This is a genomic window from Fulvitalea axinellae, from assembly GCF_036492835.1.
GTDB classification, from domain to species: Bacteria; Bacteroidota; Bacteroidia; order Cytophagales; family Cyclobacteriaceae; genus Fulvitalea; species Fulvitalea axinellae.
In genome coordinates, this window is the sequence record NZ_AP025314.1 from 3,867,343 (window position 1) to 3,890,249 (window position 22,907).

The 22,907-nt window shown below is 46.8% G+C and carries 22 protein-coding genes; 6 read left to right on the forward strand and 16 right to left on the reverse strand.

What is annotated here, in order from left to right; all coding sequences use genetic code 11:
• Positions 1 to 60: 60 nt before the first annotated feature.
• The gene (locus tag AABK39_RS14610; RefSeq protein ID WP_338392081.1) at positions 61 to 1,131 is read right to left on the reverse strand and encodes a FecR family protein; all 1,071 of its coding nucleotides are present in this window, start codon (positions 1,129 to 1,131) and stop codon (positions 61 to 63) included.
• Between the two features lie 260 nt (positions 1,132 to 1,391).
• Here AABK39_RS14610 and AABK39_RS14615 point away from each other — a divergent pair, with 260 nt between their 5' ends.
• Together AABK39_RS14615 and AABK39_RS14620 are read left to right on the forward strand one after the other, a co-directional pair.
• The gene (locus tag AABK39_RS14615) at positions 1,392 to 1,982 is read left to right on the forward strand and encodes an RNA polymerase sigma factor (RefSeq protein ID WP_338392082.1); all 591 of its coding nucleotides are present in this window, start codon (positions 1,392 to 1,394) and stop codon (positions 1,980 to 1,982) included.
• A gap of 169 nt (positions 1,983 to 2,151) precedes the next feature.
• Positions 2,152 to 2,577, forward strand: a complete 426-nt coding sequence (locus tag AABK39_RS14620) for a hypothetical protein (protein ID WP_338392083.1) — start codon at positions 2,152 to 2,154, stop codon at positions 2,575 to 2,577.
• A 46-nt stretch (positions 2,578 to 2,623) separates the two neighbouring features.
• Here the strand turns inward: AABK39_RS14620 and AABK39_RS14625 are convergent, their stop codons facing one another.
• The 8 genes from AABK39_RS14625 to AABK39_RS14660 all read right to left on the reverse strand — a co-directional run bounded on the left by AABK39_RS14625 (position 2,624) and on the right by AABK39_RS14660 (position 10,713).
• Entirely contained in the window at positions 2,624 to 3,019 is a 396-nt protein-coding gene (locus tag AABK39_RS14625) for a DUF983 domain-containing protein (protein WP_338392084.1), read from the reverse strand.
• 137 nt (positions 3,020 to 3,156) lie between these two features.
• Positions 3,157 to 3,453, reverse strand: a complete 297-nt coding sequence (locus tag AABK39_RS14630; RefSeq protein ID WP_338392085.1) for a hypothetical protein — start codon at positions 3,451 to 3,453, stop codon at positions 3,157 to 3,159.
• Positions 3,454 to 3,585: 132 nt separating this feature from the next.
• Positions 3,586 to 4,737, reverse strand: a complete 1,152-nt coding sequence (locus tag AABK39_RS14635) for a Wzz/FepE/Etk N-terminal domain-containing protein (protein ID WP_338392086.1) — start codon at positions 4,735 to 4,737, stop codon at positions 3,586 to 3,588.
• A gap of 166 nt (positions 4,738 to 4,903) precedes the next feature.
• A complete protein-coding gene (gene atpC / locus AABK39_RS14640) occupies positions 4,904 to 5,152 on the reverse strand; it encodes an ATP synthase F1 subunit epsilon (RefSeq protein WP_338392087.1) in 249 nt (82 codons plus the stop codon).
• Between the two features lie 11 nt (positions 5,153 to 5,163).
• Positions 5,164 to 6,672: a F0F1 ATP synthase subunit beta gene (gene atpD / locus AABK39_RS14645; RefSeq protein WP_338392088.1), complete on the reverse strand. Its 1,509-nt coding sequence runs from the start codon at positions 6,670 to 6,672 to the stop codon at positions 5,164 to 5,166.
• 203 nt (positions 6,673 to 6,875) lie between these two features.
• Complete coding sequence (locus AABK39_RS14650) at positions 6,876 to 8,111, reverse strand: sensor histidine kinase (RefSeq protein ID WP_338392089.1); 1,236 nt, start codon at positions 8,109 to 8,111, stop codon at positions 6,876 to 6,878.
• Positions 8,112 to 8,283: 172 nt separating this feature from the next.
• Positions 8,284 to 9,180 carry an L-serine ammonia-lyase, iron-sulfur-dependent, subunit alpha gene (gene sdaAA, locus AABK39_RS14655; protein ID WP_338392090.1) on the reverse strand — a complete coding sequence of 299 codons (897 nt, stop codon included), beginning with the start codon at positions 9,178 to 9,180 and terminating at the stop codon, positions 8,284 to 8,286.
• Between the two features lie 117 nt (positions 9,181 to 9,297).
• Positions 9,298 to 10,713, reverse strand: a complete 1,416-nt coding sequence (locus AABK39_RS14660) for a thioredoxin-like domain-containing protein (RefSeq protein WP_338392091.1) — start codon at positions 10,711 to 10,713, stop codon at positions 9,298 to 9,300.
• 211 nt (positions 10,714 to 10,924) lie between these two features.
• Between AABK39_RS14660 and AABK39_RS14665 the strand changes: the two genes are divergently transcribed.
• The 3 genes from AABK39_RS14665 (at position 10,925) to AABK39_RS14675 (ending at position 13,563) form a co-directional block, all read left to right on the forward strand.
• Positions 10,925 to 11,650 (forward strand): phosphorylase family protein, encoded by a 726-nt coding sequence (locus tag AABK39_RS14665; protein ID WP_338392092.1) that lies wholly within the window; start codon positions 10,925 to 10,927, stop codon positions 11,648 to 11,650.
• Between the two features lie 182 nt (positions 11,651 to 11,832).
• Positions 11,833 to 13,068 carry a PDZ domain-containing protein gene (locus AABK39_RS14670; RefSeq protein ID WP_338392093.1) on the forward strand — a complete coding sequence of 412 codons (1,236 nt, stop codon included), beginning with the start codon at positions 11,833 to 11,835 and terminating at the stop codon, positions 13,066 to 13,068.
• A gap of 126 nt (positions 13,069 to 13,194) precedes the next feature.
• On the forward strand, positions 13,195 to 13,563 hold the full coding sequence (locus AABK39_RS14675; RefSeq protein WP_338392094.1) for a YccF domain-containing protein: 369 nt from the start codon (positions 13,195 to 13,197) through the stop codon (positions 13,561 to 13,563).
• Positions 13,564 to 13,649: 86 nt separating this feature from the next.
• Here AABK39_RS14675 and AABK39_RS14680 read toward each other — a convergent pair whose 3' ends face one another.
• The 3 genes from AABK39_RS14680 to AABK39_RS14690 form a co-directional block, all read right to left on the reverse strand.
• Entirely contained in the window at positions 13,650 to 15,632 is a 1,983-nt protein-coding gene (locus AABK39_RS14680) for an acetyl/propionyl/methylcrotonyl-CoA carboxylase subunit alpha (RefSeq protein ID WP_338392095.1), read from the reverse strand.
• A 21-nt stretch (positions 15,633 to 15,653) separates the two neighbouring features.
• Entirely contained in the window at positions 15,654 to 16,844 is a 1,191-nt protein-coding gene (locus AABK39_RS14685) for an acyl-CoA dehydrogenase family protein (protein ID WP_338392096.1), read from the reverse strand.
• An 89-nt stretch (positions 16,845 to 16,933) separates the two neighbouring features.
• Positions 16,934 to 18,535, reverse strand: a complete 1,602-nt coding sequence (locus AABK39_RS14690; protein ID WP_338392097.1) for an acyl-CoA carboxylase subunit beta — start codon at positions 18,533 to 18,535, stop codon at positions 16,934 to 16,936.
• 235 nt (positions 18,536 to 18,770) lie between these two features.
• Between AABK39_RS14690 and AABK39_RS14695 the strand changes: the two genes are divergently transcribed.
• Complete coding sequence (locus AABK39_RS14695; RefSeq protein ID WP_338392098.1) at positions 18,771 to 19,310, forward strand: HEAT repeat domain-containing protein; 540 nt, start codon at positions 18,771 to 18,773, stop codon at positions 19,308 to 19,310.
• Between the two features lie 76 nt (positions 19,311 to 19,386).
• Here AABK39_RS14695 and AABK39_RS14700 read toward each other — a convergent pair whose 3' ends face one another.
• The 4 genes from AABK39_RS14700 to AABK39_RS14715 all read right to left on the reverse strand — a co-directional run bounded on the left by AABK39_RS14700 (position 19,387) and on the right by AABK39_RS14715 (position 22,905).
• Positions 19,387 to 20,370, reverse strand: coding sequence for a DUF4097 family beta strand repeat-containing protein (locus tag AABK39_RS14700; RefSeq protein WP_338392099.1), 984 nt, complete (start codon positions 20,368 to 20,370; stop codon positions 19,387 to 19,389).
• A 54-nt stretch (positions 20,371 to 20,424) separates the two neighbouring features.
• Complete coding sequence (locus tag AABK39_RS14705) at positions 20,425 to 21,168, reverse strand: zf-HC2 domain-containing protein (protein WP_338392100.1); 744 nt, start codon at positions 21,166 to 21,168, stop codon at positions 20,425 to 20,427.
• Between the two features lie 11 nt (positions 21,169 to 21,179).
• Entirely contained in the window at positions 21,180 to 21,716 is a 537-nt protein-coding gene (locus AABK39_RS14710; RefSeq protein WP_338392101.1) for an RNA polymerase sigma factor, read from the reverse strand.
• Positions 21,717 to 22,491: 775 nt separating this feature from the next.
• Positions 22,492 to 22,905 (reverse strand): hypothetical protein, encoded by a 414-nt coding sequence (locus tag AABK39_RS14715; protein WP_338392102.1) that lies wholly within the window; start codon positions 22,903 to 22,905, stop codon positions 22,492 to 22,494.
• Positions 22,906 to 22,907: the final 2 nt, after the last annotated feature.

Below are 22,907 nucleotides of genomic sequence, written 5' to 3' on the forward strand. Positions count from 1 at the left end.
AGAATCAACAAAAAAGACTAAGTCCTTCTGAAAATCATTCAGTGAGAAATAAAAACGGCGTCAATAAATCCTCACTCTTTTCTTTGACATAAACTCAAACTCAACACTCTTAGAACTAGCCGTATACAGCAATCCTTCCAAAAGAAAATTCAGACTATTAAGCTCAAACGTACCGGAATAAGTCTTATCCAGATTAACGCTTTTCTCTACCTTAAAGGCCACATCATAAGTCCTTTCCAAATCCTTCAGGATATTTCTGAGTGGTTCCTGATTATATTTTATGACTCTATTCGTCCAGCCGAATACTTCCATGTAATCGTATTCATCAATATAACCAAAAGTCCCATTGCCGGAAACGAACCTTTTACCTGGCTCAAGGGCCACCGCATTAATACCCACCGTATCGCGCACTTCCACTTTTCCCTCAAAGAGCGATACACTCACATTACCTTCTCTCGCCTCTACGTTAAATTCCGTACCCAGAACCACTGTTTCCAAACCAAAAGTTTTGACACGAAACGGTCTGTCCTTGTTAGGTTTTACCTTGAAAAGCGCCTCCCCTTCCAATGTCACTTCACGCACGTTAAAATCTTCGGAGAAACTAAGCTTTGTGTCCACATTCAGCTTAACTATAGTACTGTCCGGAAGCAACAGCGTTTTGTATTGCGCCTTCGCTGTTTTGGTCAACTGGATTTTCGGCAACACTACAACTTCCGCTTGCCGTATCGGAGATAGCGTACTTACCCAATAAGTCCCGCCTCCAACCAGAATCAAAGCGGCGGCGTAACGCAAACTCTTCCTAACGAAGTTCCTCACAAAAGACCTCCTCGATACGGTATCCCTAAACCTACCCAAGGTTTTTTCCTTATTTCCTTCAGGCCTTGGCTCACTAATAAAGCGTAAAGACAACAGCATCTCCCTTGCCACTTTAAGCTCTTTTTTCTTATCGGGATTCGATTCTAAAAATTTCCGCCATTCCTCGTCCCCAACACCGTTCAACACCCAATCCCTAAAGCTATCGGATAATACAAACTCTTCGATTCCGCTACTGTCCTGCGCCATATTAGCTAACTCAAAATCACTGTCTGATGAAGTCCTCACATGTACAAGTACCGCATCATACCTCTTCATACTCAAAAAAAATAAAAAAAATTATTCCGCATCTTATTCAAGCTTCCGCATCCCTGAATTAGACATGACCCATAGTTCAAAATGATATTTTTTAGTATGTTTGATATAGTGTGATCTCCTGAGTATGCAGGATAATAATCCTGAAAAACAACTAACCCTTTGGTATGGCGCGGGTGCCGACGTGCCTGTTAGCTCATTGGAGTGATCTTTAGCAACAAATGGCCTGTTTATGGCCAATCCTTTTCATATGAGGAACGATAATGGGAAACACTCTTACCGGCGACAACAAAAAAAAATGGATACCCCGCACATCAGGCACCCGATGGACTGAAAATCTTTACCGGGAACACTCCGATGCGCTATATGCCTACGGCAGAAAATTGGGAGCCCAAGCCCCGGTAATCGAAGATGCCATACATGATATTTTCGTTAGTTTTTGGGAACAAGACAAGCGTAAGGAAATAAACAACCCGAAAGCGTATCTCTTCGGCGCACTGAGAAACCGCTTGATGAAAAGCTATCGAAAATCGGCTTTGACCGTTTACGGCAAGGATTTCGAAAGCCATAACTTCCCTCTTGAGATCGATTATGAATCCGTAATTATTTCGGAAGAAATCAAAGCCGAAACACTCCAACGACTCTCTTCCGGCATCGCTTCTCTATCGGACAGTCAGCGCGAAATTCTTTATCTGAGATTTAACGAAGGACTCGAATACAACGAAATTGCCGAAACGCTGAATATGAATTATCAGTCCGCTCTAAACGCCGTACATCGGGCAATTAAATCTTTAAGAACTCACCTTGGAGAGACCGTCAGCGTGTGGATTATCTTACAACAAGGCCTGCAATAAGATTTTTTCATGCGCCCATAGCACTCCTTTTTCATTTTCAAAAGCTCCAAGAATTTGCAAAGCAACTCTTGTTTTTGTATTTTTTATTAAAAAAACAATGACAAGCTTACGAAACAGACCTAAATTTGAGCAAAAAATACAAATGCCGGCAAAACACTTACGTGCTTTGTTGAAAGAGGCATTACAGTCCTCCGAAAAGCGTTGTGTAGGCATTGTCAACGACAATTATATCGTACTAAAGGTCCCCTTGGAAGACCGTCATTTCTGGTCTCCGCAACTAAGCCTTACACTTACCGAAGATAATGGCGAAACATTAATTAAAGGCCGTTACGGTCCAAAACCATCCGTGTGGACTCTATTCGCTTTTGGATATGCGGCTCTGGGGATATTGACTCTGTTCATAGGAATGTACGGGCTATCCACTTGGAGTTTGGGTATGGATTCAAGCGCATTGTGGTGGATACCTGCCCTAGTCGGTTTGGCCGTTTTACTTTATCTTTCGGCTCAGGCTGGACAAAAAATAGGGGCGGAACAGATGTTTACATTACATCATTTTTTCGAGGACGCCACAAAAACCAAAATCAATGTGAACTAAAAAAAGCCCAAGGATCATCTTTCCTTGGGCTTCTTCGCTAGCGGTGTTAAGCGCTTAGACCTTGCGGCTTATGTTTCACTCCACCGAACCAATATAAGTATAGTACCCGCGAGTATCTGAAAACGAAAGGCAAGCATAATCCCGCCACTATAAAAACTGTTGCGATATGGACCCAAAGTGGGAAGTTACCTCCCAAAAGCCAAATCGCCATTGTTACGCACACGAAAATCGCTACGTTGAAGGCGTAACTGATATACATTGCGCCAAAGAAAAAACCAGGTTCTCTTTCGAACCTTAAGCCACACTCGGGACATGTATGGTGCATAGACAAAAAGCCCACATACATCCACGCCGGCCGTTTAAATATTTTTCCTTGCCTGCATTGCGGGCAGCGTTCCCGCAATATTGCTTCGCCTGCCGAAACATTTTTATTTGAAGCCATAGTACTTATGTGTGTTATGTATCGGTAAAAATACGAAAGGAGAGCTAAAAACTATCTCTTTGAGATAATTTATATTACAATTTTATAATCGAAATAGCTCATCCTTACTATCTAACCCATAAGCAAACGCAGGAATCTCACACTTGTTTCACATCCGTCGGATTAAACATTTGGCTTTTATCCATAATGTAATTTACACCGAAAATCGCAATCAATATCCCGTAGATAAGAATAACCGCCAGCGCTACGATAAGCGAAGACATAGCCCAATATTTCCGTGAGGGATGCTTTGTGTTATCGGAGAAAGTCCAGACAAATAGCATCACAATATTCACTAACGGAATCAACATTATTATCTGAGTCCAAATCCAAGTTCTCAGATTTGTATCGGGTTGATTAACCTGAGAATTTTCTTTCATCTCGTGACCTTCCATCTCTTTCCTCCTTTTTTGGTACACAAATAATACTGTCCAAAACCAGAAGTGTTATCCACTTTCTTAAGACGGCATAGCCTGTAAACAGAAAAGGCCAACCTGACGGCTGGCCTTTTCTGAAAGATGAATATATTACCCATCACCGCTTTCGCAATCTTCAGAAGCATTCCATTGCTCCTTAATATTATTCACTAAATTTTTAACAAAGATAAACCCAATACCCAAAATTCCCCCAAGGAAAGCTGAGACAACCATTATCAGCCCTCTTTTAGGCGATGTCCGACTCAAAGGTACTCTTACTGGTTCTATAATCTCAAAAACAGGAGTCTCTTCCTTCAACTTGATTTTGGACTGTTCCAGTTGAGAAGCCAAACCTTTAAATACCTCAAAAGCGATATTGTACTTACTTTCAAGGTTCTGTAACTCAGTCCGAGCCAAATTGGTCACAAGGTTTCTGTGGCTATCATTAAACCGAGCCACTTCCTTCTGCGCATTTTCGAAAACTTTTTTCTGCTCGTCATACCTTTCCTGTACAAAATCCAGATTGTTTTTATGCTTCCGGATTTTATAATCTGTGATATGTCTCTGAAGATAATCTAAGGTAAATTGCGCAATTTGAGCCACCGCTACCGGGTCCGGCATTTTTGCTGATACAGTGATCAAACCTGACTTCTGGTCAACGTTTACGCTAACCCTTTCCTTCATATTTTTGATTACCTTCTTTTCTTCTAAGGTTAAACGGATCAAATTTCCTTTAGCCTTCAACTGAACCTCTTCCTTTTCACCTCTAATAGCCCCAAGAATTTTCCCCGGCAAACCGATAGTGTAATCTTTCACCACAGAACCACCGTACTCTGGAAAATATTCCAACGCACTCATTTCGGCGTCAAGTGTCTCAAATCGCAACGGAAGTTTACTAAGCTCCAATTGAAATGGAACGCTTTTTACAACCTCGGGATATAGTTCTGGAGAAATTGAACCCGAAGCACCTGTCATTCCCCCCAGGTTTATACCTGCTAAACTGGCCAAACCACCCAAGCCTCCACCTAATTTCATTCCCTCTTGGGATTCGGGCATCAGCGTCGCTCCTGCTTCATATTCCTTCGTTGAAGTAAGGGCGATGATCAAGCCTACGACGATACAACCGATTACAGAACGGATAATATATTTTCTCCCTTCCCAAACCGATTTCATCACCTCCACCAAATCGATTTCGTCCTCTTCGATATGCTGACGCTCATCCACTTGTTGGGGAGGCATCATGGGCAAATTGGGGTTATTCATAAATTTTCGTCTTAATTCGGTCAAAAAATTCCAAGGCACAAAAATATTCGCTTTGGGGAATAATTGAAAGGTTTAGCCCAAAAGACTGCCCTCTTTCGTTTTTTTTGGATAAAAAAACGCCCGCAAACAATCTGTCTACGGGCGTCAAATATCTACTATAGAATACTTATTCCTCTGTCAGCGACTCGGCCAGTACGGAAATCTTGTTGTCCAAAACTTCCGCCACTCCACCCTCTACAGCGACCCTTTGCTCGGAATCTTTGGTTTTGATCACCATAATTCCTTTGCCTAAAGCACTGATAATGGGGGCGTGATTGTTCAATACCTGAAACGAGCCTTTGGCTCCGGGCAAAGTGACAGATTCCACTTCCCCTTCGAAAAACTTTGCGTCAGGTGTTATTACCTCCAAAAACATAAGCTATTGCTTTAGGCTTTAGCCTCGGCCAACAATTTCTCACCTTTGGTAACGGCTTCCTCGATGGTTCCCACCAAGTTAAAGGCCGCTTCCGGCAAGTGATCGTATGTTCCGTCGAGAATGGCGTTGAAGCCAGAGATTGTGTCTTTGATATCAACAAGAACACCCTGCATACCAGTAAACTGCTCCGCTACGTGGAACGGCTGAGACAAGAAACGCTGTACACGACGAGCGCGGTGCACTGTTTCCTTATCCTCATCAGAGAGTTCGTCCATACCCAAGATTGCGATAATATCCTGCAGTTCTTTGTAACGCTGGAGAATCTCGATCACACGCTGGGCGGTGTTGTAGTGGTCATCACCCAAAATGTCTGGGCTAAGGATACGAGACGTAGAGTCAAGCGGATCCACCGCCGGGTAGATACCCAAAGAGGCGATCTGACGAGACAATACCGTTTTGGCATCCAAGTGGGTAAACGTGGTAGCCGGAGCGGGGTCAGTCAAGTCATCGGCAGGTACGTAAACGGCCTGTACCGAGGTGATCGATCCGCGCTTGGTAGAGGTGATTCGCTCCTGCATGGCACCCATCTCCGTAGCCAAAGTAGGCTGGTAACCCACGGCAGAAGGCATACGTCCCAAAAGGGCCGACACTTCCGATCCCGCCTGGGTAAAACGGAAAATGTTGTCAATAAAGAGCAGGATGTCACGTCCTTCTCCCTCTCCGTCACCATCACGGAAGTATTCCGCTACAGTAAGTCCCGAAAGGGCTACACGCGCACGGGCTCCTGGAGGTTCGTTCATCTGACCGAAAACCAAGGTAGCCTGTGATTTCTTAAGCTCGTTGGGGTCAACTTTGGAAAGATCCCATCCGCCTTCCTCCATTGATTTCACGAATTCGTCGCCGTACTTGATTACGCCTGATTCGATAAATTCGCGAAGCAAGTCGTTACCCTCACGCGTACGCTCACCAACACCGGCAAACACCGAAAGTCCTGAGTGGGCCTTGGCGATGTTGTTCACCAATTCCATGATGAGTACGGTCTTTCCTACACCGGCACCACCGAAAAGTCCGATTTTACCGCCCTTTGGATAAGGCTCCAACAGGTCGATAACTTTAATTCCCGTAAAAAGAACTTCGGTCGAAGTAGACAGGTTCTCGTAAGCGGGCGCTTGGCGGTGAATAGGCAAACCCTTTTCCGAATCTACCGCAGGCAATCCGTCGATAGCTTCTCCCACTACGTTAAAGAGTCGGCCACGCACTTCCTCGCCAATAGGCATTTCAATAGGTGATCCCGTATCCACGACATCGAGTCCTCGAACTAACCCTTCAGTACCTTCCATCGAGACTGTACGCACGCGCTTTTCCCCAAGGTGTTGCTGTACCTCGAGCACGATTTTCGCTCCGTCCGGCTTGGTCACTTCCAAAGCGTTCAAAATCGCAGGCAAGGTAGCCCCCTCAGCGTCGAAGCTAACGTCTACGACCGGACCGATAACTTGCGTTATTTTGCCAATGTTTGCCATTATTATAATCTATTAATAGGATGTTTGACGGTCTGTTAATGAGACCCCAAAGCTAAAATATTAATGTTATTCTGCCAAGTTTATCCCCGAAATATCAACCACTTTCAAGTGTTACGGCGAGCATTGGCCAGAAGCCAGAAATAAAGCCACTAAAGGTACGTAAAAACGACACTCATATCAAAGGGCTTTCCACGTTTCAAAACCTATTCCGACTTGTTTAGCGTAATCCGGAATGTGGTACCCTTCCCGGGCTCCGAGGATTTGACTTCGAGTTTTCCTTGGTGATAATCCACCATGATTCTCTTGGCCAAAGTAAGGCCCAACCCCCACCCCCTTTTCTTGGTGGAAAAGCCCGGGCGGAAGATCTTACCGATCTCCTTTCTTGTCATGCCCTTGCCTGTGTCCTGTACGTCGATGAAGATTTTCTGGTCGCTCTCACCAAACTGAATATCGATAGAACCGGCGCCCACCATAGCGTCTACGGCGTTTTTGCACAGGTTTTCGATCACCCAATCAAACAGTTCCACGTTCACGGCCGCAATGACTGGCTCGGACGGCCCTTCCACCCTCATCTTCACTTTTGTGGAGATTCTCTTCTGTAAATAAGAAACGTTCCGCTTTACGTTAGCCATTACGTCCACCTCTTCCAGCACAGGCAATGAACCGATATTGGAAAAACGATTCGCAATGGTTTCGAGCCTCTGCGTGTCCTTCGCCAGCTCAGTCAAAACCTCATCATTATCAAAATCAGGGTCGACTTTCAGGTATTCGATCCAAGCCATCAACGAGGACAAAGGCGTGCCCAGTTGGTGGGCTGTTTCTTTGGCCAAACCAATCCAAACCTTATTCTGCTCGGCCGTCCGGCTATTACTGAAGGCCATATAAGACAAAAAGCCAAAAAATGCGATCAGCCCCAGCTGAACAAACGGATAATAACGCAACAAGACCAAGGAGAAAGAATCACCGTAATACAAAAATTGCGCCCCCATTTCTTGCCTATCAGGGCCTACCAGCTGTATTCTGATCGGTTGGTATTCCGACGCCAATTGGCGCATTTTCTTTTTCAATATCTCGGTTTTCTCTTCTTCCGAAATATCTTTGGGCAAACGGACATTATTATAATTAATGGGATTTCCGTATTCGTCGGATAAGATAATGGGCACGGACTCGTTGCTGGCCACTACTTGGGTGGTCAGAAAAAAGAGGAGGTCTTGATCAGAAGGATTGTTACGGCCACCCGTTCTCTGAATCAGCTTGATAGCTTCGGCGTACTGTTCCACCCAGCGGTACTCCTGTTTGCGGAGTCGTTCCACCAAGTTATGGGTAAACACCACTGATGCTACGCTGATTATCAACGAAAAACCCAAAACAGCCCACTTGAGCTGTGATTTGTTTTCGTAGTAGAGATCGAACTTATGTTCTCTCCTAGTTCGTTTCATGTATTGGAACAGATGTTTTTGTAGGCTTGGGGCATAGGCATCAATAAAAAGACGAGTAGTGCACTTTCCTTGTCATGGCAAAAAACCGGACATGGGTGACCCCGAAAGTAGGCGTTTTTTTGAAAAATCGGAAATAGAACCCGAAAAACAGCAATAAACCAAGACTTCTTACTTAATCATCCGGTAACATTTCAATATCCTGTATAAGCACTCTTTTGGAAATCGCTTGCCCGGTAACCGTAGCGGCCAATCCGCCAAGCGCCGTTTCTTTGTACCTGGTCTCCATACTTTCACCGACTTCGGCCATTGCGTCCACACATTCGTCGACAGGGATTACGGACCCCACTCCCGCCAACGCTATCTGGGCGGAAGAGTTGGCTATGGCCGCGGCGCTGGCATTTCGCACTACGCAAGGAACTTCCACGAGACCGGCAACCGGATCGCAAACAAGCCCGAGCATACACTGAAGCGTGATTCCGACTGCGTTGAAAACGTCGTCCACTGAGCCTCCCAGACAATGAACAATCGCTCCAGAAGCCATCGCGGCGGCGCTACCCGTCTCGGCCTGGCATCCGCCGACGGCTCCGGCCAATGAGGCTTTCCGCTCTATAATCAAAGCGACGCCCGCCGACACCAGCAATCCGTCAACAATATTTTCATCTGACAGACCGTGAATATCCTGCAGCGTGTACATCACTCCCGGAATAATCCCCGAAGCTCCGGCCGTAGGCGCCGCAACCACCCGTCCCATACACGAGTTAACCTCTTTGGCAGCAAGCGCTCGACTCACCAGCTTTTGGAAATCCGGAGACAGTACCGAAACGGGGTGCGACATGACTTTCTTTGCTCCGTTACTTATCATCCCCGAATTGGAGCTCATGTCTTCCTCCAATCCCGTCCGAATAGCGTCTTTCATCACTTGATAAGCCTGAAGCATCCCTTCCCTGATCACCTCTTCGGAACGGCCTTTCTCGTAATACTCATACTCCAAAACAGGCTCAAACAAACGTTTGTCCGTCTCTTCGCAATAGGCTTTCCAACCGGCAAAATCATTGAATTCCAACCTCATATCTATATCAATAGGAAATCCTGACATTAACGGCCACTCCGCGCACGGCCATTGTGGCTCAAAACCGCACTAGTGTGCTCCGCTCCAAAGGAACGAAAAAAGCGCTTTTGTTCAAACTTACTCCCTGATATTAAGAACCTTCTTCTTTCCCGTCTCCAAATCCACTTTCACGATTTGGTGCGCGTTCGTATTCGCAATCCACACGCTTCCCAAATCCACCAACACGCCATTGGGCTGGTCAAGTCCGTCAACCAAGGTTTTGACGTTCTTCGATTTCATATCTAAAACCTTGATTTTGTTGTTATACGTATCGGCTACGTAAAGATTGCCCTCGTACGCAAAAATTCCGGTTACATGTTGTAATAACGCCTCTTTGAACGGCCCGTCTTTATCTCCGAATTCGAAAAGCCCCTTTCCAACAATCGTTTTCACCGTTTTGTTCGTCATATCCAATTCCCGGATAGCGCTGGCTTCGGTATCGGCTACATAAAGGTTACCGTCAAGCCTTGTGATTCCACTAGGCTGATTAAACGCTGCGTCCTTAAATTTTCCGTTTATCAACGCCTCCCTGCCAGAGCCCGCAAAGCGAAAAAGTTTTTCTTCTTTCAAATCATACCTTAATATCTGATGATTACCGGCATTTGCCACGTAGATATTCGCCTGTGTAGCGAATAAGCCCCAAGGGCTGTTCGGCAATACGCTTACGCCCCATTTTTCATCCCCCCAATAATAACCCAACTGCCCGTTTCCGGCCACGGTAGTTACCGTTTTCTTTTTTAAATCGGCTACCCGGATCAGGTTATTTCCCGTATCGGCGATATAAAGCAAGTCGCCCACTAAAGCCATTCCCTGCGGTTCGCTGAAACTCGCCTCGACAAAAGCCCCGTTATCCGAGTCCTGTTTCCCGTCCCCGATAACCTGCAGGATTTTTCCTTCGGGATCGATTTTCACAATACGATTATGGCCACTGTCCGAAATCCAGTAAGTCCCGTCACCTGCTGATATAATTTTTCCCGGAAACCTCAACACCGTTTTCTTTTCCGTTTCTAACTTAAAATGAAGAGGTTTCCGATCTATTTTATCCCCATATTCCTTCAGCAACTCTTTAATGTACGGGTTCACTGCATGATAAACCCCCTCACCGGAGTACTTGCCAACCACATAACCGTCAGGGTCGATCAAAACCACCGTCGGCCATGCGTTGACACCATATTTTTGCCAGATGTCAAACTTGGCGTCGTTCACTACCGGATGCTTTATCCCGAATTTCAGAATCGCGTTCCGAATTTGGTTCGTTCCTTTTTCGGAAGTAAATTTTCCGGAATGCACACCAATAATCACCAATTCGTTGGGGTACATCTCTTCCAGTTTTCTCAAATCGGGTAAAATATGATAACAGTTAACGCACCCGTAGGTCCAGAAATCGAGCAGGACAATCTTCCCCTTAAAGTCTTTGATATGCCAATCCCGATCCGTATTCAGCCATCCGTAAGGCGTATCGATATCCGGAGCCCGCTCCGATCTCGCTTCCAAATTCCCCGAACTTTGACCATTGCACCCAAAAGCCATACACACCAAAAACATCCACAAAAAAAACGTTTGACGCATCATAATTACCGTATTGGTTCCGTTATCAGAACCCCGGCAGACTAAATCTGTTGCGCCGGGAAAGAAACCGCCTATAAACGCGCTGGCCTTTTTCAGATACGCGGGAAGCGGTATCTTTACCGAAAAAAATACGCCGATGCGAAAAATCACGATCATCATGGCCATGGAGGCCGAAGCCGCGCCCCTAATCGAGCGCTTGGGATTTTCGAAAGTGGAAACCGACGAACCTCAACTCCCTTTTCTGGCTTATGAAACCCAATTCGGGGAACTGGAACTTTCCTTGGTTATCAACGGAAAAGACAGACGCTTCGGAGTGGAGAGCGTGGGTACCCAACCCGCCACTTTGGCCACATTTTGGGCAATCAAGCGCTACAACCCGGAATTAATCCTAAACGCCGGAACATGTGGGGCTTTCATTTCCAAAGGCAGTGATATTGCGGACGTGTATATCAGTGAGAGTTTCCGTTTCCATGATCGCCGAATCTCTATTCCGGGCTACCAAGCTTACGGATATGGCGACTACCCTGCACACACATTCACCGAAATGGCGGAAGAACTGGGCCTAAAATACGCTACGGTATCTACAGGCAACTCCCTGGACATGTGCGACACCGATATGGAAATCATAGACAGCTTGCCTGTGGCCGTAAAAGAAATGGAAGCCGCGGCCATCGCTTGGGTAGCCGAGCAATACGGAACACCACTGGTAGCCTTGAAATCCGTAACCGACTTGGTGGACGGAGGCAAATTGGCCCAAGAAGAATTTGTCGAGAATCTTGGGAAAGCGTCACGAGCCCTGACCGAAAAAACAGTTTCGTTCCTCGAAGCCTTGCAGAAGATAAACGCGGCTGAAACCGCTTAACCAAACGTACGCCAAAGGCCGGAAACATTTTTTTACCGGCCTTACTTTTTTTCATATTCTCCTCATTTTTAAGCGAAATCGACAACCTAAACTCTTAATTCTTTCGTATAAAACACCAAAACCTCATATTTTCTTTTTTCATCATCACTATTCTTTTTGAAATGATAGTACAGCCGAAAAAATTGGGTTTACTCCTGTTCGTGTCCATTTTCTTACACCTTGGAGCAAGTGCCCAAAAACGGTCTTGGCTTTTCAAGAAAAAAGAAACTGTAGACATTCCTTTTGAATTGGTGAACAACCTTATGCTCGTTCCGCTAAAGATCAATAGCACCGATTCCCTCAGATTCATTCTGGACACAGGCGTTTCCACCACTATACTGACCAACGGCTCCGTAATCGACACCACGGAGCTAAACCGTACCCGGAGAATCACGCTACACGGTATGGGGGAAGATTTGTCCATCGAAGCGCTCATCACTTTCGGAAACAAGCTTGAGATCGAAAGCCTCAAAATGACTCGCCAAGCCATCATTTGCCTAGATTCGAAATACATTAACCTAAGCGAAAAAATGGGCACAAAGGTCGACGGTATCATGAGTTTCAATCTTTTCAAAAACCATTTGGTTTATATCGACTATACAAAAAAGATAATCCACCTGCATCCGCACAGTGCCATGAGGCGTCGTTTTTTCAGAAAAATGGATATGCTCCCCTTAAAAATCAGAAACGGGAAACCGTTTATGGAAGTCACCTGTACCTATTCCGACGGGCACGAACGAAGCGTTAACCTACTTGTGGATTCAGGCGCAAGCCATGCTCTTTGGCTCAAACCCGACGGACGGGAATCGGAACTCTCTTACGGACTCTCCGACACAGTGTTTCTCGGAACAGGACTTTCCGGTGCTGTGAACGGCTACTACAGCAAACTCCCGAAAATAGCGATGAACTCATACAAGCTCCGGAACGTAAGCGTGGCTTTTCCCACAAAAGAATCGTATTCCGGGCATTACGAGCAACTGAAAAGGGACGGCAGTCTGGGTTCCGAGATTTTGCGCCGGTACCACGTTTTATTTGATTACCGAGGCGAAAGAATGCTTTTCCGCCGTAACAAGCATTTTAGGGAACCGTTCCGAAGAAACCTTAGCGGATTGGAAATCATCGTTCCTTTTGTCGGGTTACCCATTTACGAAATCAGTCATATACGGCCGGACTCGCCGGCGTCACAAGCGGGCTTAAAAGTAGGCGACCAACTTCTGGAAATCAACCACAAAAACACACTTACCCTGGACCTTTCGGATATTCAGTCCATCCTTGAGCGCAGGGAAGGCCGATTCATCAAGCTTGTTTTACTCAGAAACGGAAAAAAAATCTACAGTGAGTTCAAACTTCAGGAGTTTGTGAAACAACGTCCCATGTAAGAAATATCCCGAATCGGAAAGCAAAATGCCGTTTAAAGAATTCACCTGTTTTTAATCCAAACAAGTCGCTACTTTAGTGCTGTAATCGGGAAAAACCTGACGCCTTCACACTTAATGAGATTGATTATGAGACTGATTGGAAATATAATATGGCTGGTATTTGGCGGAATCCTCGTTTTTCTCGAATACTTGGCCAGCGGATTCGCCCTTTGCATTACCATCATCGGTATCCCGTTCGGCATCCAAGCTTTCAAACTCGCTTTTCTGGCGCTTTGGCCATTTGGAAGCACGGTCAGCGAAGCACCCCAATCCGCCGGTTGTCTCAATACGCTGATGAACATTATCTGGCTTTGCATCGGTGGCATCTGGATTGCGCTAACGCATATTATCTTCGGGATTCTGTTCTGCATCACCATTATCGGAATTCCTTTCGGAAAACAGCATTTCAAAATGGCCGGACTGGCACTGACCCCTTTCGGAAAAAGAATTGACTAACGAAATCTTGCTCATACCTATATTCAACCAAAAAAGGACCGTCGGGGCTATCCCGCGGTCCTTTTGGTTATTTCAGACAGAAACGTTTATTCTTCCTCCATCTTAAGCAACAACTTTTCGCCTTCCACCAAAGTGTTTTCCTTTACGAAAACCTCTTCCACCACACCATCGCCGTGAGCCGAAATCGTATTCTCCATTTTCATCGAACTGAGAATCAGTAAACCATCGCCCGACTTCACTTTGTCTCCGGATTTGACCAAAACCTTGACCACTTCGCCCGGCATCGGAGAGAAATATTCGCCTTTCGATGCGCTGTCCTCATCAGGAAGCGGTAATCGATGCCTGCAATGCAAGCGTACGGTCTCGCCATCCGGCCAAGCCACAAACACGTCTTCTTTTACGCCCGAATGTAATCGGAAAGTTCTTCTAAATCCATCCACAGCCAATGTCAACTCACCGTCCTTCGAACCGATTAGCTCAATCTTAAAACCGGACTCACCGATTCGCATCTCGAATATTTCCCCGGCCAAATCGTAATTCACGTCTAGATCACGTTCGGCAAACCGAAACAACTCGGTTTTCGGACTATACGAATTATTTCGCCAACCGGCAGGAACAGACACGAACTTGGTCCTTTTGCTGTTTCTTTTTTTCCAGAAAAATAAAGTAGCCACGCAAGCGCTTATTTCCAATCGGTCGCTAGACGGCTCCGTTCCTTTCGCCAACTCCGGCCTTTCGTCAAGAAACTTGGTATGAAGATCTCCGGAACGAAAATCCGGGTGATCGATCACCCTTCCCAAAAAGTCCTTGTTCGTAGGCGGACCGAAAAGGGCGGTGGAAGCCAATGCCTTCAACGCTTTCCTTATTGCGGATTCCCTATCGGCGCCGTAAGTTGTCATTTTGGCCAACATCGGATCATAGTAAACGCTGATTTCCGAACCGCTTCTGAAGCCCGTGTCCCAACGCACGTTTTCACCAACAAAAGGCTCAAACACTTCCAACAAACCGGACTGAGGCAAATAACCCGAAGTCGGATCCTCAGCATAAAGCCGAAGTTCCAAAGCGTGCCCTTTTTGCTGAATATCTTTTTGCTCCAAAGGCAATTTCTCGCCCTCGGCCACTTTTATCTGCCATTCGACCAAATCGGTTCCTGTAACGAATTCCGTCACCGGATGCTCCACCTGAAGGCGTGTATTTACTTCCAGGAAATAAAATCCGCCGGCGTCATCCACTATAAATTCCACCGTGCCGGCATTGGTATACGAAAGCGTTTCGGCCATGGCCAATGCCGCCGAACAGATTCCCTCTCTCAACTCCGGCCTATCGTCGAACATCGGCGAGGGGCTTTCCTCCACCACTTTCTGATAACGGCGCTGAATGGAACATTCGCGCTCGAAAAGATGAACTCTGTTGCCGTGAGTGTCGCCAAAAACCTGGACCTCGATATGCCGAGACGAATCGAAATACTTTTCCAAAATCAGCGTATCGTTCGCAAAAGCGGCCAAAGCCTCTCGCTTAGCCGAATCGAAAGCCGATTCCAAATCTTCCGGTTTTCTTACGATCCGCATTCCTTTTCCGCCTCCGCCAGCCGTGGCTTTCAACAATACGGGAAAACCGATCTTAACGGATTCTTCGACAAAACGCTCCAAAGACTGATCTTCGCCCTCATATCCTGGCACTACCGGCACTCCGCCTTTCTTTGCCAAAAGCTTCGCCTTTTTCTTGTCGCCCATTCCTTCGATCACGTCCGGTTCAGGACCGATAAAGATTAGTCCCTCCTTCCCGCAAGCGGTAGCGAAACCGGCGTTTTCCGAAAGAAAACCGTAACCAGGATGCACAGCGTCAGCGCCTGTAGATTTGGCGGCTTCGAGTATTTTTCCAGTATCAAGATACGTTTCCGCCGGGCTAAGGCCTCTCAGAGCCACCGCTTCGTCGGCTTCCTCCACAAACGGAGAACAGGCGTCCGCATCAGAATAAACGGCCACCGTGGCTATGCCAAGCCGACGGCAAGTCCGTATAATCCGGGAGGCGATTTCCCCCCGGTTGGCTATCAAAATTTTCTTTATCATAAGCCCTTCTTGGTTAAAAAACTAAGCGCTAAGATTGACGCCTCCTCTGGAATTGATATAAAGTTTTTCGTGTACTACTCCGTCTATTTCAAACTTCCCGATTATTTCTCTCATGATTTCGGAACTGCCGGCTCCGATGGAAAACAACCGCACGTCGCGCCAGACACGCGCCAAGCCAAACTCCTCGATATACCCGACTCCGCCATGAAGCTGTATGGCGTCGTTGATGATTTCCATCGCCGTTTCGGCCGTATATATTTTGGCTTTCGTAATCCGGTTTGTAGCCGCCGATCCGTTCTCGATAAATTCCCGGATAGCCGTTCCCGTTATGGCTTCGCAGGCTTCCAACTTTGTCGCCATATCCGCGATTTTGTGCCGAAGAGCCTGAAGGTCCGAAAGCCGTTTGCCGAAAGCTTCCCGCTCCTTGACGTAGCGCAAAGTCTTATCGTAAGCGAACCGGGCCGCGTATGACGCCATCACCGCCATCAACAGACGCTCTTCCTGTATATTATTCATCAGGTAATAAAAACCTTTGTGTTCTTCACCAAGCACATTCTCTTTCGGAACTTTCACATTATCAAAGAAAAGTTGGGAAGTATCCGAACTGTGCCAGCCCAACTTGTCGGTAATCGGATTTTTGGTTATTCCCGACGAAGCCAAATCAACCAACAACAATGTCATGTCGTGTTTCGGCCCTGTACGAGTCACCAATACCACGAAATCGCCGATGGTTCCGTTGGTGATAAAAGTCTTGGAACCGTTTACCAAATAATGATCTCCTTTGTCCTCGGCTTTGGTTTTCAATCCCGCCACGTCGGAGCCGGCTCCGGGCTCGGTAATCGCCAAACCGGCTATTTTATCTCCCAAAAGAGCAGGCTTCAGGTAGTTTTGCTTTTGCTTTTCGGTGCCCAAAGCGTTAATCAAAGGCAAAGGCAAATACGTATGGGCGTAAAACGATCCGGTAAAACCTCCGAAATTGATGTAAGAAAGCTCTCCCATCACTATTACGGCCGACCAGAAATCCATCTCGCTGCCGCCGTATTCCGACGGATAATTCACGCCGATATAACCTTGGTCTCCCATCATTTTGAACAATTGCGCCGGGCAGGTTTTCTCTTTCTCCCAACGGTCGATGTTCGGGACCACTTCCTTGTTCAGAAAATCCCTCAGGGAATCTTGCAACATACGGTGTTCTTGGGTGTAAGGAATCATGTTGTTTTGTTTTTAGGGTTTGTGGTTTGTGTGTCGAAAGGCGCTATTTGGGGTTGGCAACGCGCCGTTCCGATATTTATGTTGATTGTTTACATTCTGAACACGCCATAATCTTGGGCGCTTTCCACTCCGGAACGATAAATAAGTTCCAAACACATTCCCAGGTAAATCCGGGTGTCGGCGGGTTTGATTACGCCGTCGTCCCATAAGTGGGATGACGAATGGAATGCCGTCGATTTGCGCTCGACATCGTCCATCATCGCCTGTTTCCTTTTCAAAGCGGCCTCTTCGTCAAACTCTTTGCCCGATTTCCGGGCCGCTTCTCTCTGGATGATTTCCATTACGCCGGTCAATTGCTCGCCGCCCATTACGGAGATTCTGGAATTCGGCCAGCTAAAGAGGAACCTTGGCTTGTACATTCGGCCATTCATAGCGTAATTTCCCGCTCCGTAAGAGGCTCCCATCATTATGGTTATGGCCGGAACTTCGCTATTCGAAACGGCGTTGATCAATTTGGCTCCGTGCTTGATTATTCCTTCGGTTTCGTATTTCTGACCGACCATAAAGCCCGTGATATTCTGCAAAAACACCAAAGGGAAACGGTTCTGGTTGCATAGCTGAATAAACTGCGCTCCCTTATTCGCCGAATCGCTAAACAGAACTCCATTGTTCGCCAAAATCCCGACTTCCATTCCCATAATCCGGGCGAAAGCCGTAACCAAAGTTTTGCCGTATTCGGGTTTGAATTCCGAAAACTCCGAGCCGTCTACCAATCTGGCGATCACCTCACGGGCTTCGAAGGGCTTCTTAATGTCTGTCGGCACAATGCCCGATAATTCGTTGATATCCAGCACGGGTTCTTTAGGCTCATGCTTTACAAACGAGGCGTCGTTTGGCACTTTCACAAATTCGATCACGTCACGGGCCATACCCAAAGCTTCCTCTTCGGTTCGGGCCAGATAGTCGGCCACGCCAGAAACCCGGCTGTGCATCTCGGCCCCGCCCAAACTTTCCTCGTCAGCCACTTCGTTGGTAGCCATCTTCACCAATGGCGGTCCAGCCAGAAACACCTTGGCTTGGTCTTTTACGAAAATGGCGTAATCAGACATACCGGGAATATACGCTCCGCCTGCCGTACTGTTACCGAACACGACACTTATAGTGGGAATTCCTCTTTTGGAGCGTTTCGTAATCGAGCGGAAAAGCGTACCGCAAGCGTTAAAAATCTTCTCCTGATCAGGGAGGTTGACACCCGCAGATTCTACCAAATAAATCACCGGCAGTTTGTTCTCGTCTGCGATCTCCGCCAAGCGGATGTGCTTTTGCACCGTCGGGTAATCAATCGCTCCGCCTTTCAGCGTCCCGACGTTCGAAACCACCATGCAAATTTTGTCGCTAACCAACCCGACACCGGCTATCAGCGTACCGCCCGGACCAAAGCCCCCCTCTTGGTCAAGACCTGCCAAAGGCAATAGTTCCAAAAACGGCGAGTCTTGGTCCAGCAACAGTTCCAAACGCTCCGACGCAAGCATACGCCCACGGGCTCTGGCGCGTTCCACGTACTTCTCCGCACCCTGAAACCGGCTGGATGAAAGCGCATCTTTCAGCCGGTCCAATAACTTTTCATTTTCGATACAGTTTTCCCTATATGCCGGGGAGTCCGGCAATATCCGTGATTGGTAGGTTCGCATTAAAAATATGGGTTTTGTTTGTGTATGGAACTTACTTCTTTCAGGCAATTCTTAAGCCTAAAAGAAAAAATTCATTAGATAATATAAACATTTAGAATAACAAAACCAACAACACCTACAATCCACAAAAACCCAAACCCCTTGACCGTAAGTAAAATGGCTCAAACTACCCCATAAAGGGATAATGGCCGAAACGGTTTGGAAAAAAGCTCAGATTCAAATACGGCATTACGATATGAAAAAACACGAACTGGACGTCGATATCCATCAATATCCCGAAGCGATGCAGAACACTGTCTGCCTTTTTATGGACGAAGACGGATTGGTACGCACTGAGGCAAGGAAAAAAATGGTGGCCAAAGGCAACAAAAGTCTATCCATTTTGGAAAAACTTTTGGAAAGCGAAGTCATACAAGTAAGGTGGGAATCCGTGAAGGCCATGGAAGAGATTGCCGACCGAACTTCAATCGACACTTTCATCCGGCTAATGGAGCACGACCCCGAAAGCGACGTGAGGGAAGTGGCGACACACGGCTTGGCCAGATTTGGCAAAATCGGCATTGTTCCTCTGCTGGAAAAGCTTATCCAAGGCAGAAAACACAGCTTCCTGTACGAAACCGCCGCCCTGACATTCAGAAAGCTCGGCGACGAATACCAAAAGAGCCACCCCGCCATACACGAACTTGTAGACGCGTTGCTCTCTTCGGAAGTACCGGACGAAACCGTGCCGAATTTGGCGGAAAAGGTACTTCGTCAAATCGATCCGTATAGATAGGGGATTATAAACGAAAAAACCCGCAACTCCATCAGGATTTTGCGGGGCTTTTCTTGCCTATATTTTCACGCTATCTTTATTCCTTCCGGAGATAGACGTTTCCGTGTTGGCCCCTGAGTACAAATTTCACTCCGCCACCGTTTATCGTCGCCCTGAATTTCGATTGGTTATGTGAACCTCGCTCGCTATTCTCCGTCCTTCCCTGGGGCTGATAATCGAAATCCGTGTAGATGTCACCGTAATGCACGTTGAAGTCCAGATTCGCTTTCGTCTTTTTCGGTAAGGAAATATCTATATCTCCGTGACGGCAAGTAAAGGAATTGGGCATCTTCTGATTAACGGCGTCATACTTTGCCGTAATGTTTCCGTGCGTCACATTGGCTGTTACTGGTCCTGTGACTTTCTCCAAAGTAATGGAACTCCCGGCTTCTATACTCAATTCTTTCGACACATCCATAAAAGTCACCTTGTCTGAGTGCATCGGGTTCTTGAAGTCTATCGCCAAACGAACGGGAACCCAAATTTCAAAGTCAGCGTGAACGGCTTTGTGCACTACGCCCGAAAGATGCAACACTCCGTCATGCTCTTTGGTCTCCAAGCCCAAACCCGTATTATCGGACCCCATACTTGATACTGGCCTGAGGCCCGCTGCCTTTTTCGGTAGGCTGATATCGTCCGAAGTTCTCAAGACAATGGAATTATCCTTATGGGTTCTCAATATAATTTTGCCTCGCAACCCGCTGATTCTGATCTTCGATATATTACTCCCTATCTTTTTCGTAACCTCTTTGCTTCGCTTGTCCTTTTCGGCCTTCAGTATCATTTTCCAGTTCGGCTTAAAGGAGCTCATCCCTTCCGCACTGATCCTAGCTTTCAATATCTCTTCCAAGTCACCTACTTCCAGCCTGTTCCAGACCATCGGCCCAGCGTTTTGCTCTAATTCCGCCAAGATCTCGTTCACAAGCTTAAGTTGCTCTTTGGTCATCCCGGGGGCATTCGTTTGCGAGAATGCCGGAAATAGCGACAACTGAACGGCGATTAACAGTATAAATCTTTTCATAATATTCTGATTTCGAATTGTTTCATTGAATTTAGTAAGCGTCAGACCCGGAACTTATGAGCCATGAAGATGATGAATCCCCGCCTTAGCCATCTTTTTCATCTCTTCGCTAGTACTTTCCTTGGCGTAAAACCTGCGTATAGACTCAACAGCCTGCACATCTTTCCACTTTACCAAAGTCTGGATAAGCTGAAGCTGGATGGTTTCGTCTGGTTCAGACTCCAAAGCGCGGGTTATAAATCGCCGAACCGTCGGGGTATCGTAATGTCTGGCTATGCCTTCCAGCGCCGCCAAGCGCACGTTCGGGTGTTCGGCCTGCGTCATCGTGATCATCAGCGCCTCCAAAGTATGCTGGTCGTTTAGGGCTTGGGCTTCCAAATCGTAAATGGCGTCGAGCTGGGCGCTGGGCGAATTGATGTCGAGAATGTACGTGGCCGAGATGTGGGCCTCATCATGCCATTCGTGACGCAACGCTTCGGATATCCCGAAACCCAACAACACCAAAACTATCGAGGCTGCATAGCGGGTATACTTCTTATATAGAGGCACCACAAGCCGTTCCTCCTTCGCCAGAACCTTCTCCTGTTCCAGCATTTTGTAAAAGTCATCCGTCATCCTTAGGCTGGGTTGGATATCATCCAAAGCCTCGTCGGGTAGGAAAATCTCCCGCAGAGCTTCCAGTTCCTTCCCGCAGTCGGGGCACGAGGCCGTATGTTCCTCCACCCGCTTGGTTTCTTCTTCCGTCAACCGCCCGTCTATGTAATCCGGCAACAGGGCGCCGATATCTTCACAGTTCATAACAGTCATGTTTAGGCCAATTGAAAATAGATTTCCCTAAGTTTTTTTACTGACCGGTACACTTTGGTTTTGATGTTTGACACCGTCAGGCCGGTCTGTTCGCTGATTTCCTCATAAGGCATTCCCTGAAATTTGCTCATCAAGAGCAACTCCTTCTGCTCGTCGGGAAGGCGGTCCATGGCCAACCTCAGCGTGTCCTCGCGCTGTAGCCGGTCGGTTTGGTCCGAATCGTGGGCGGGAACGCGAGCCAACTCCTCGGCGGAAATATCGTTTTGCGAGGCGTCCAAGCCCGTACTTCGGCAAGAGTCATAGAATACGTTGCGGGCTATGCGGAACATCCAGCTCCTGAACGTATGCGTCCCCTTGTACGACTTGCGGTAACGGATCATGCGGTAGAATACTTGTTGCGTCAGATCCTCCGCTTTGTCTTGGTCGTGGGCCAGCTTATACATAAAGCGGAACATAGCGAGGCGGTACCTTTCGAACAGCTCGCCCATATGATCGAGCGTGCCGTCACGCACCTGCGCCATCAATTCCTCGTCTGTCATTGGTACCAATTCAGTATCCGTTTTTCATTTCAAAAAGATTTTCGATTCCGATGCCCCACAACCTTTACCCTTCAACCTGATTACTAGCAAGATTCGGAAAGGCCGCAACATCGGCAACAAATAATCAAAAAAAGTCTAATATCGGAGGCCAAAGGCAAAACAAAAGGAGACAATCAATGCAAAACCAAGCGTAAGTCTTTTCCTTGTTTTACAATGAAAATAGAAATCCAGTGTGTAAGGGTATTGGACCCAGTTTATTTTTTCATCAATAATAGGAGTTTTCGGTACAAACCCAGTATGTAATCGTCAGTTACATACTATGTTTCTATGCGTTACATACTGGGTTGATAGCCTTTATGCAGTATGTAACTGTGCTTTATGTACTGTGAAACTATAGTAAAGAATAGGGACAAAATAAAAAAAGCCCCGCAAACGCGACGCTATCCCAGTATATAAAACCCGAAACGCTTGATCCTAAACGCTCTTTTCCCTTTTTGAAGATAAAAAACAGCCTATATCAGACTCCAAAGGACTTTTTGCGCCAGCGTGTTTCATTCTTTATCGGTTAGGCTTTCTCAGTAGTTTGGATTGTCATCCAATTTATAAAAAATAAATAGACTCAGGGGCTCCAGTACCTCATGCCGTGATTTTAGGTAGCAATACCGCCGGTAACGCATGCCGGATATTAGTCGAAAAACGATCTTTTGTACAAAAAAAGACCGCCACGGAGTCGGCCGTGGCGGTCTTTCAAATACTGTTCAGCACAGTATCAGCGTCAGAACCTATACGCAATACCCGCCTGCAAGCCGAGTTTGCCAGCTCCGAAATAATAATCGGCGCCCAGATCAAGTTCAAGGTTGCGGTCCAATGGCAATTGATAGCCTACACCCAGATCGAAATCAACGTCTCCGATAAACAGTCCGCGGGCACGTCCGTAGAAGTTATTGTTCACGTAATACTTCGCACCGATAGCCAAATTGGCCATTCTGTCCCAGAACTGGATACCGCCGGTAGCGGCAAGGTTGTCCATTATAAAATAGTCAGCCTCCAAGTTAAGGATAAAATCCACGTCATTACCTAAGGTAAAGCCCAGGTTGCCGACTCCAACCAACTCCCCCTCACTCTGTGCTACGCTTTCGGAAACTCCCCAAACGCATACAAACGCTATGATCAGCAACAGTTTTTTCATCT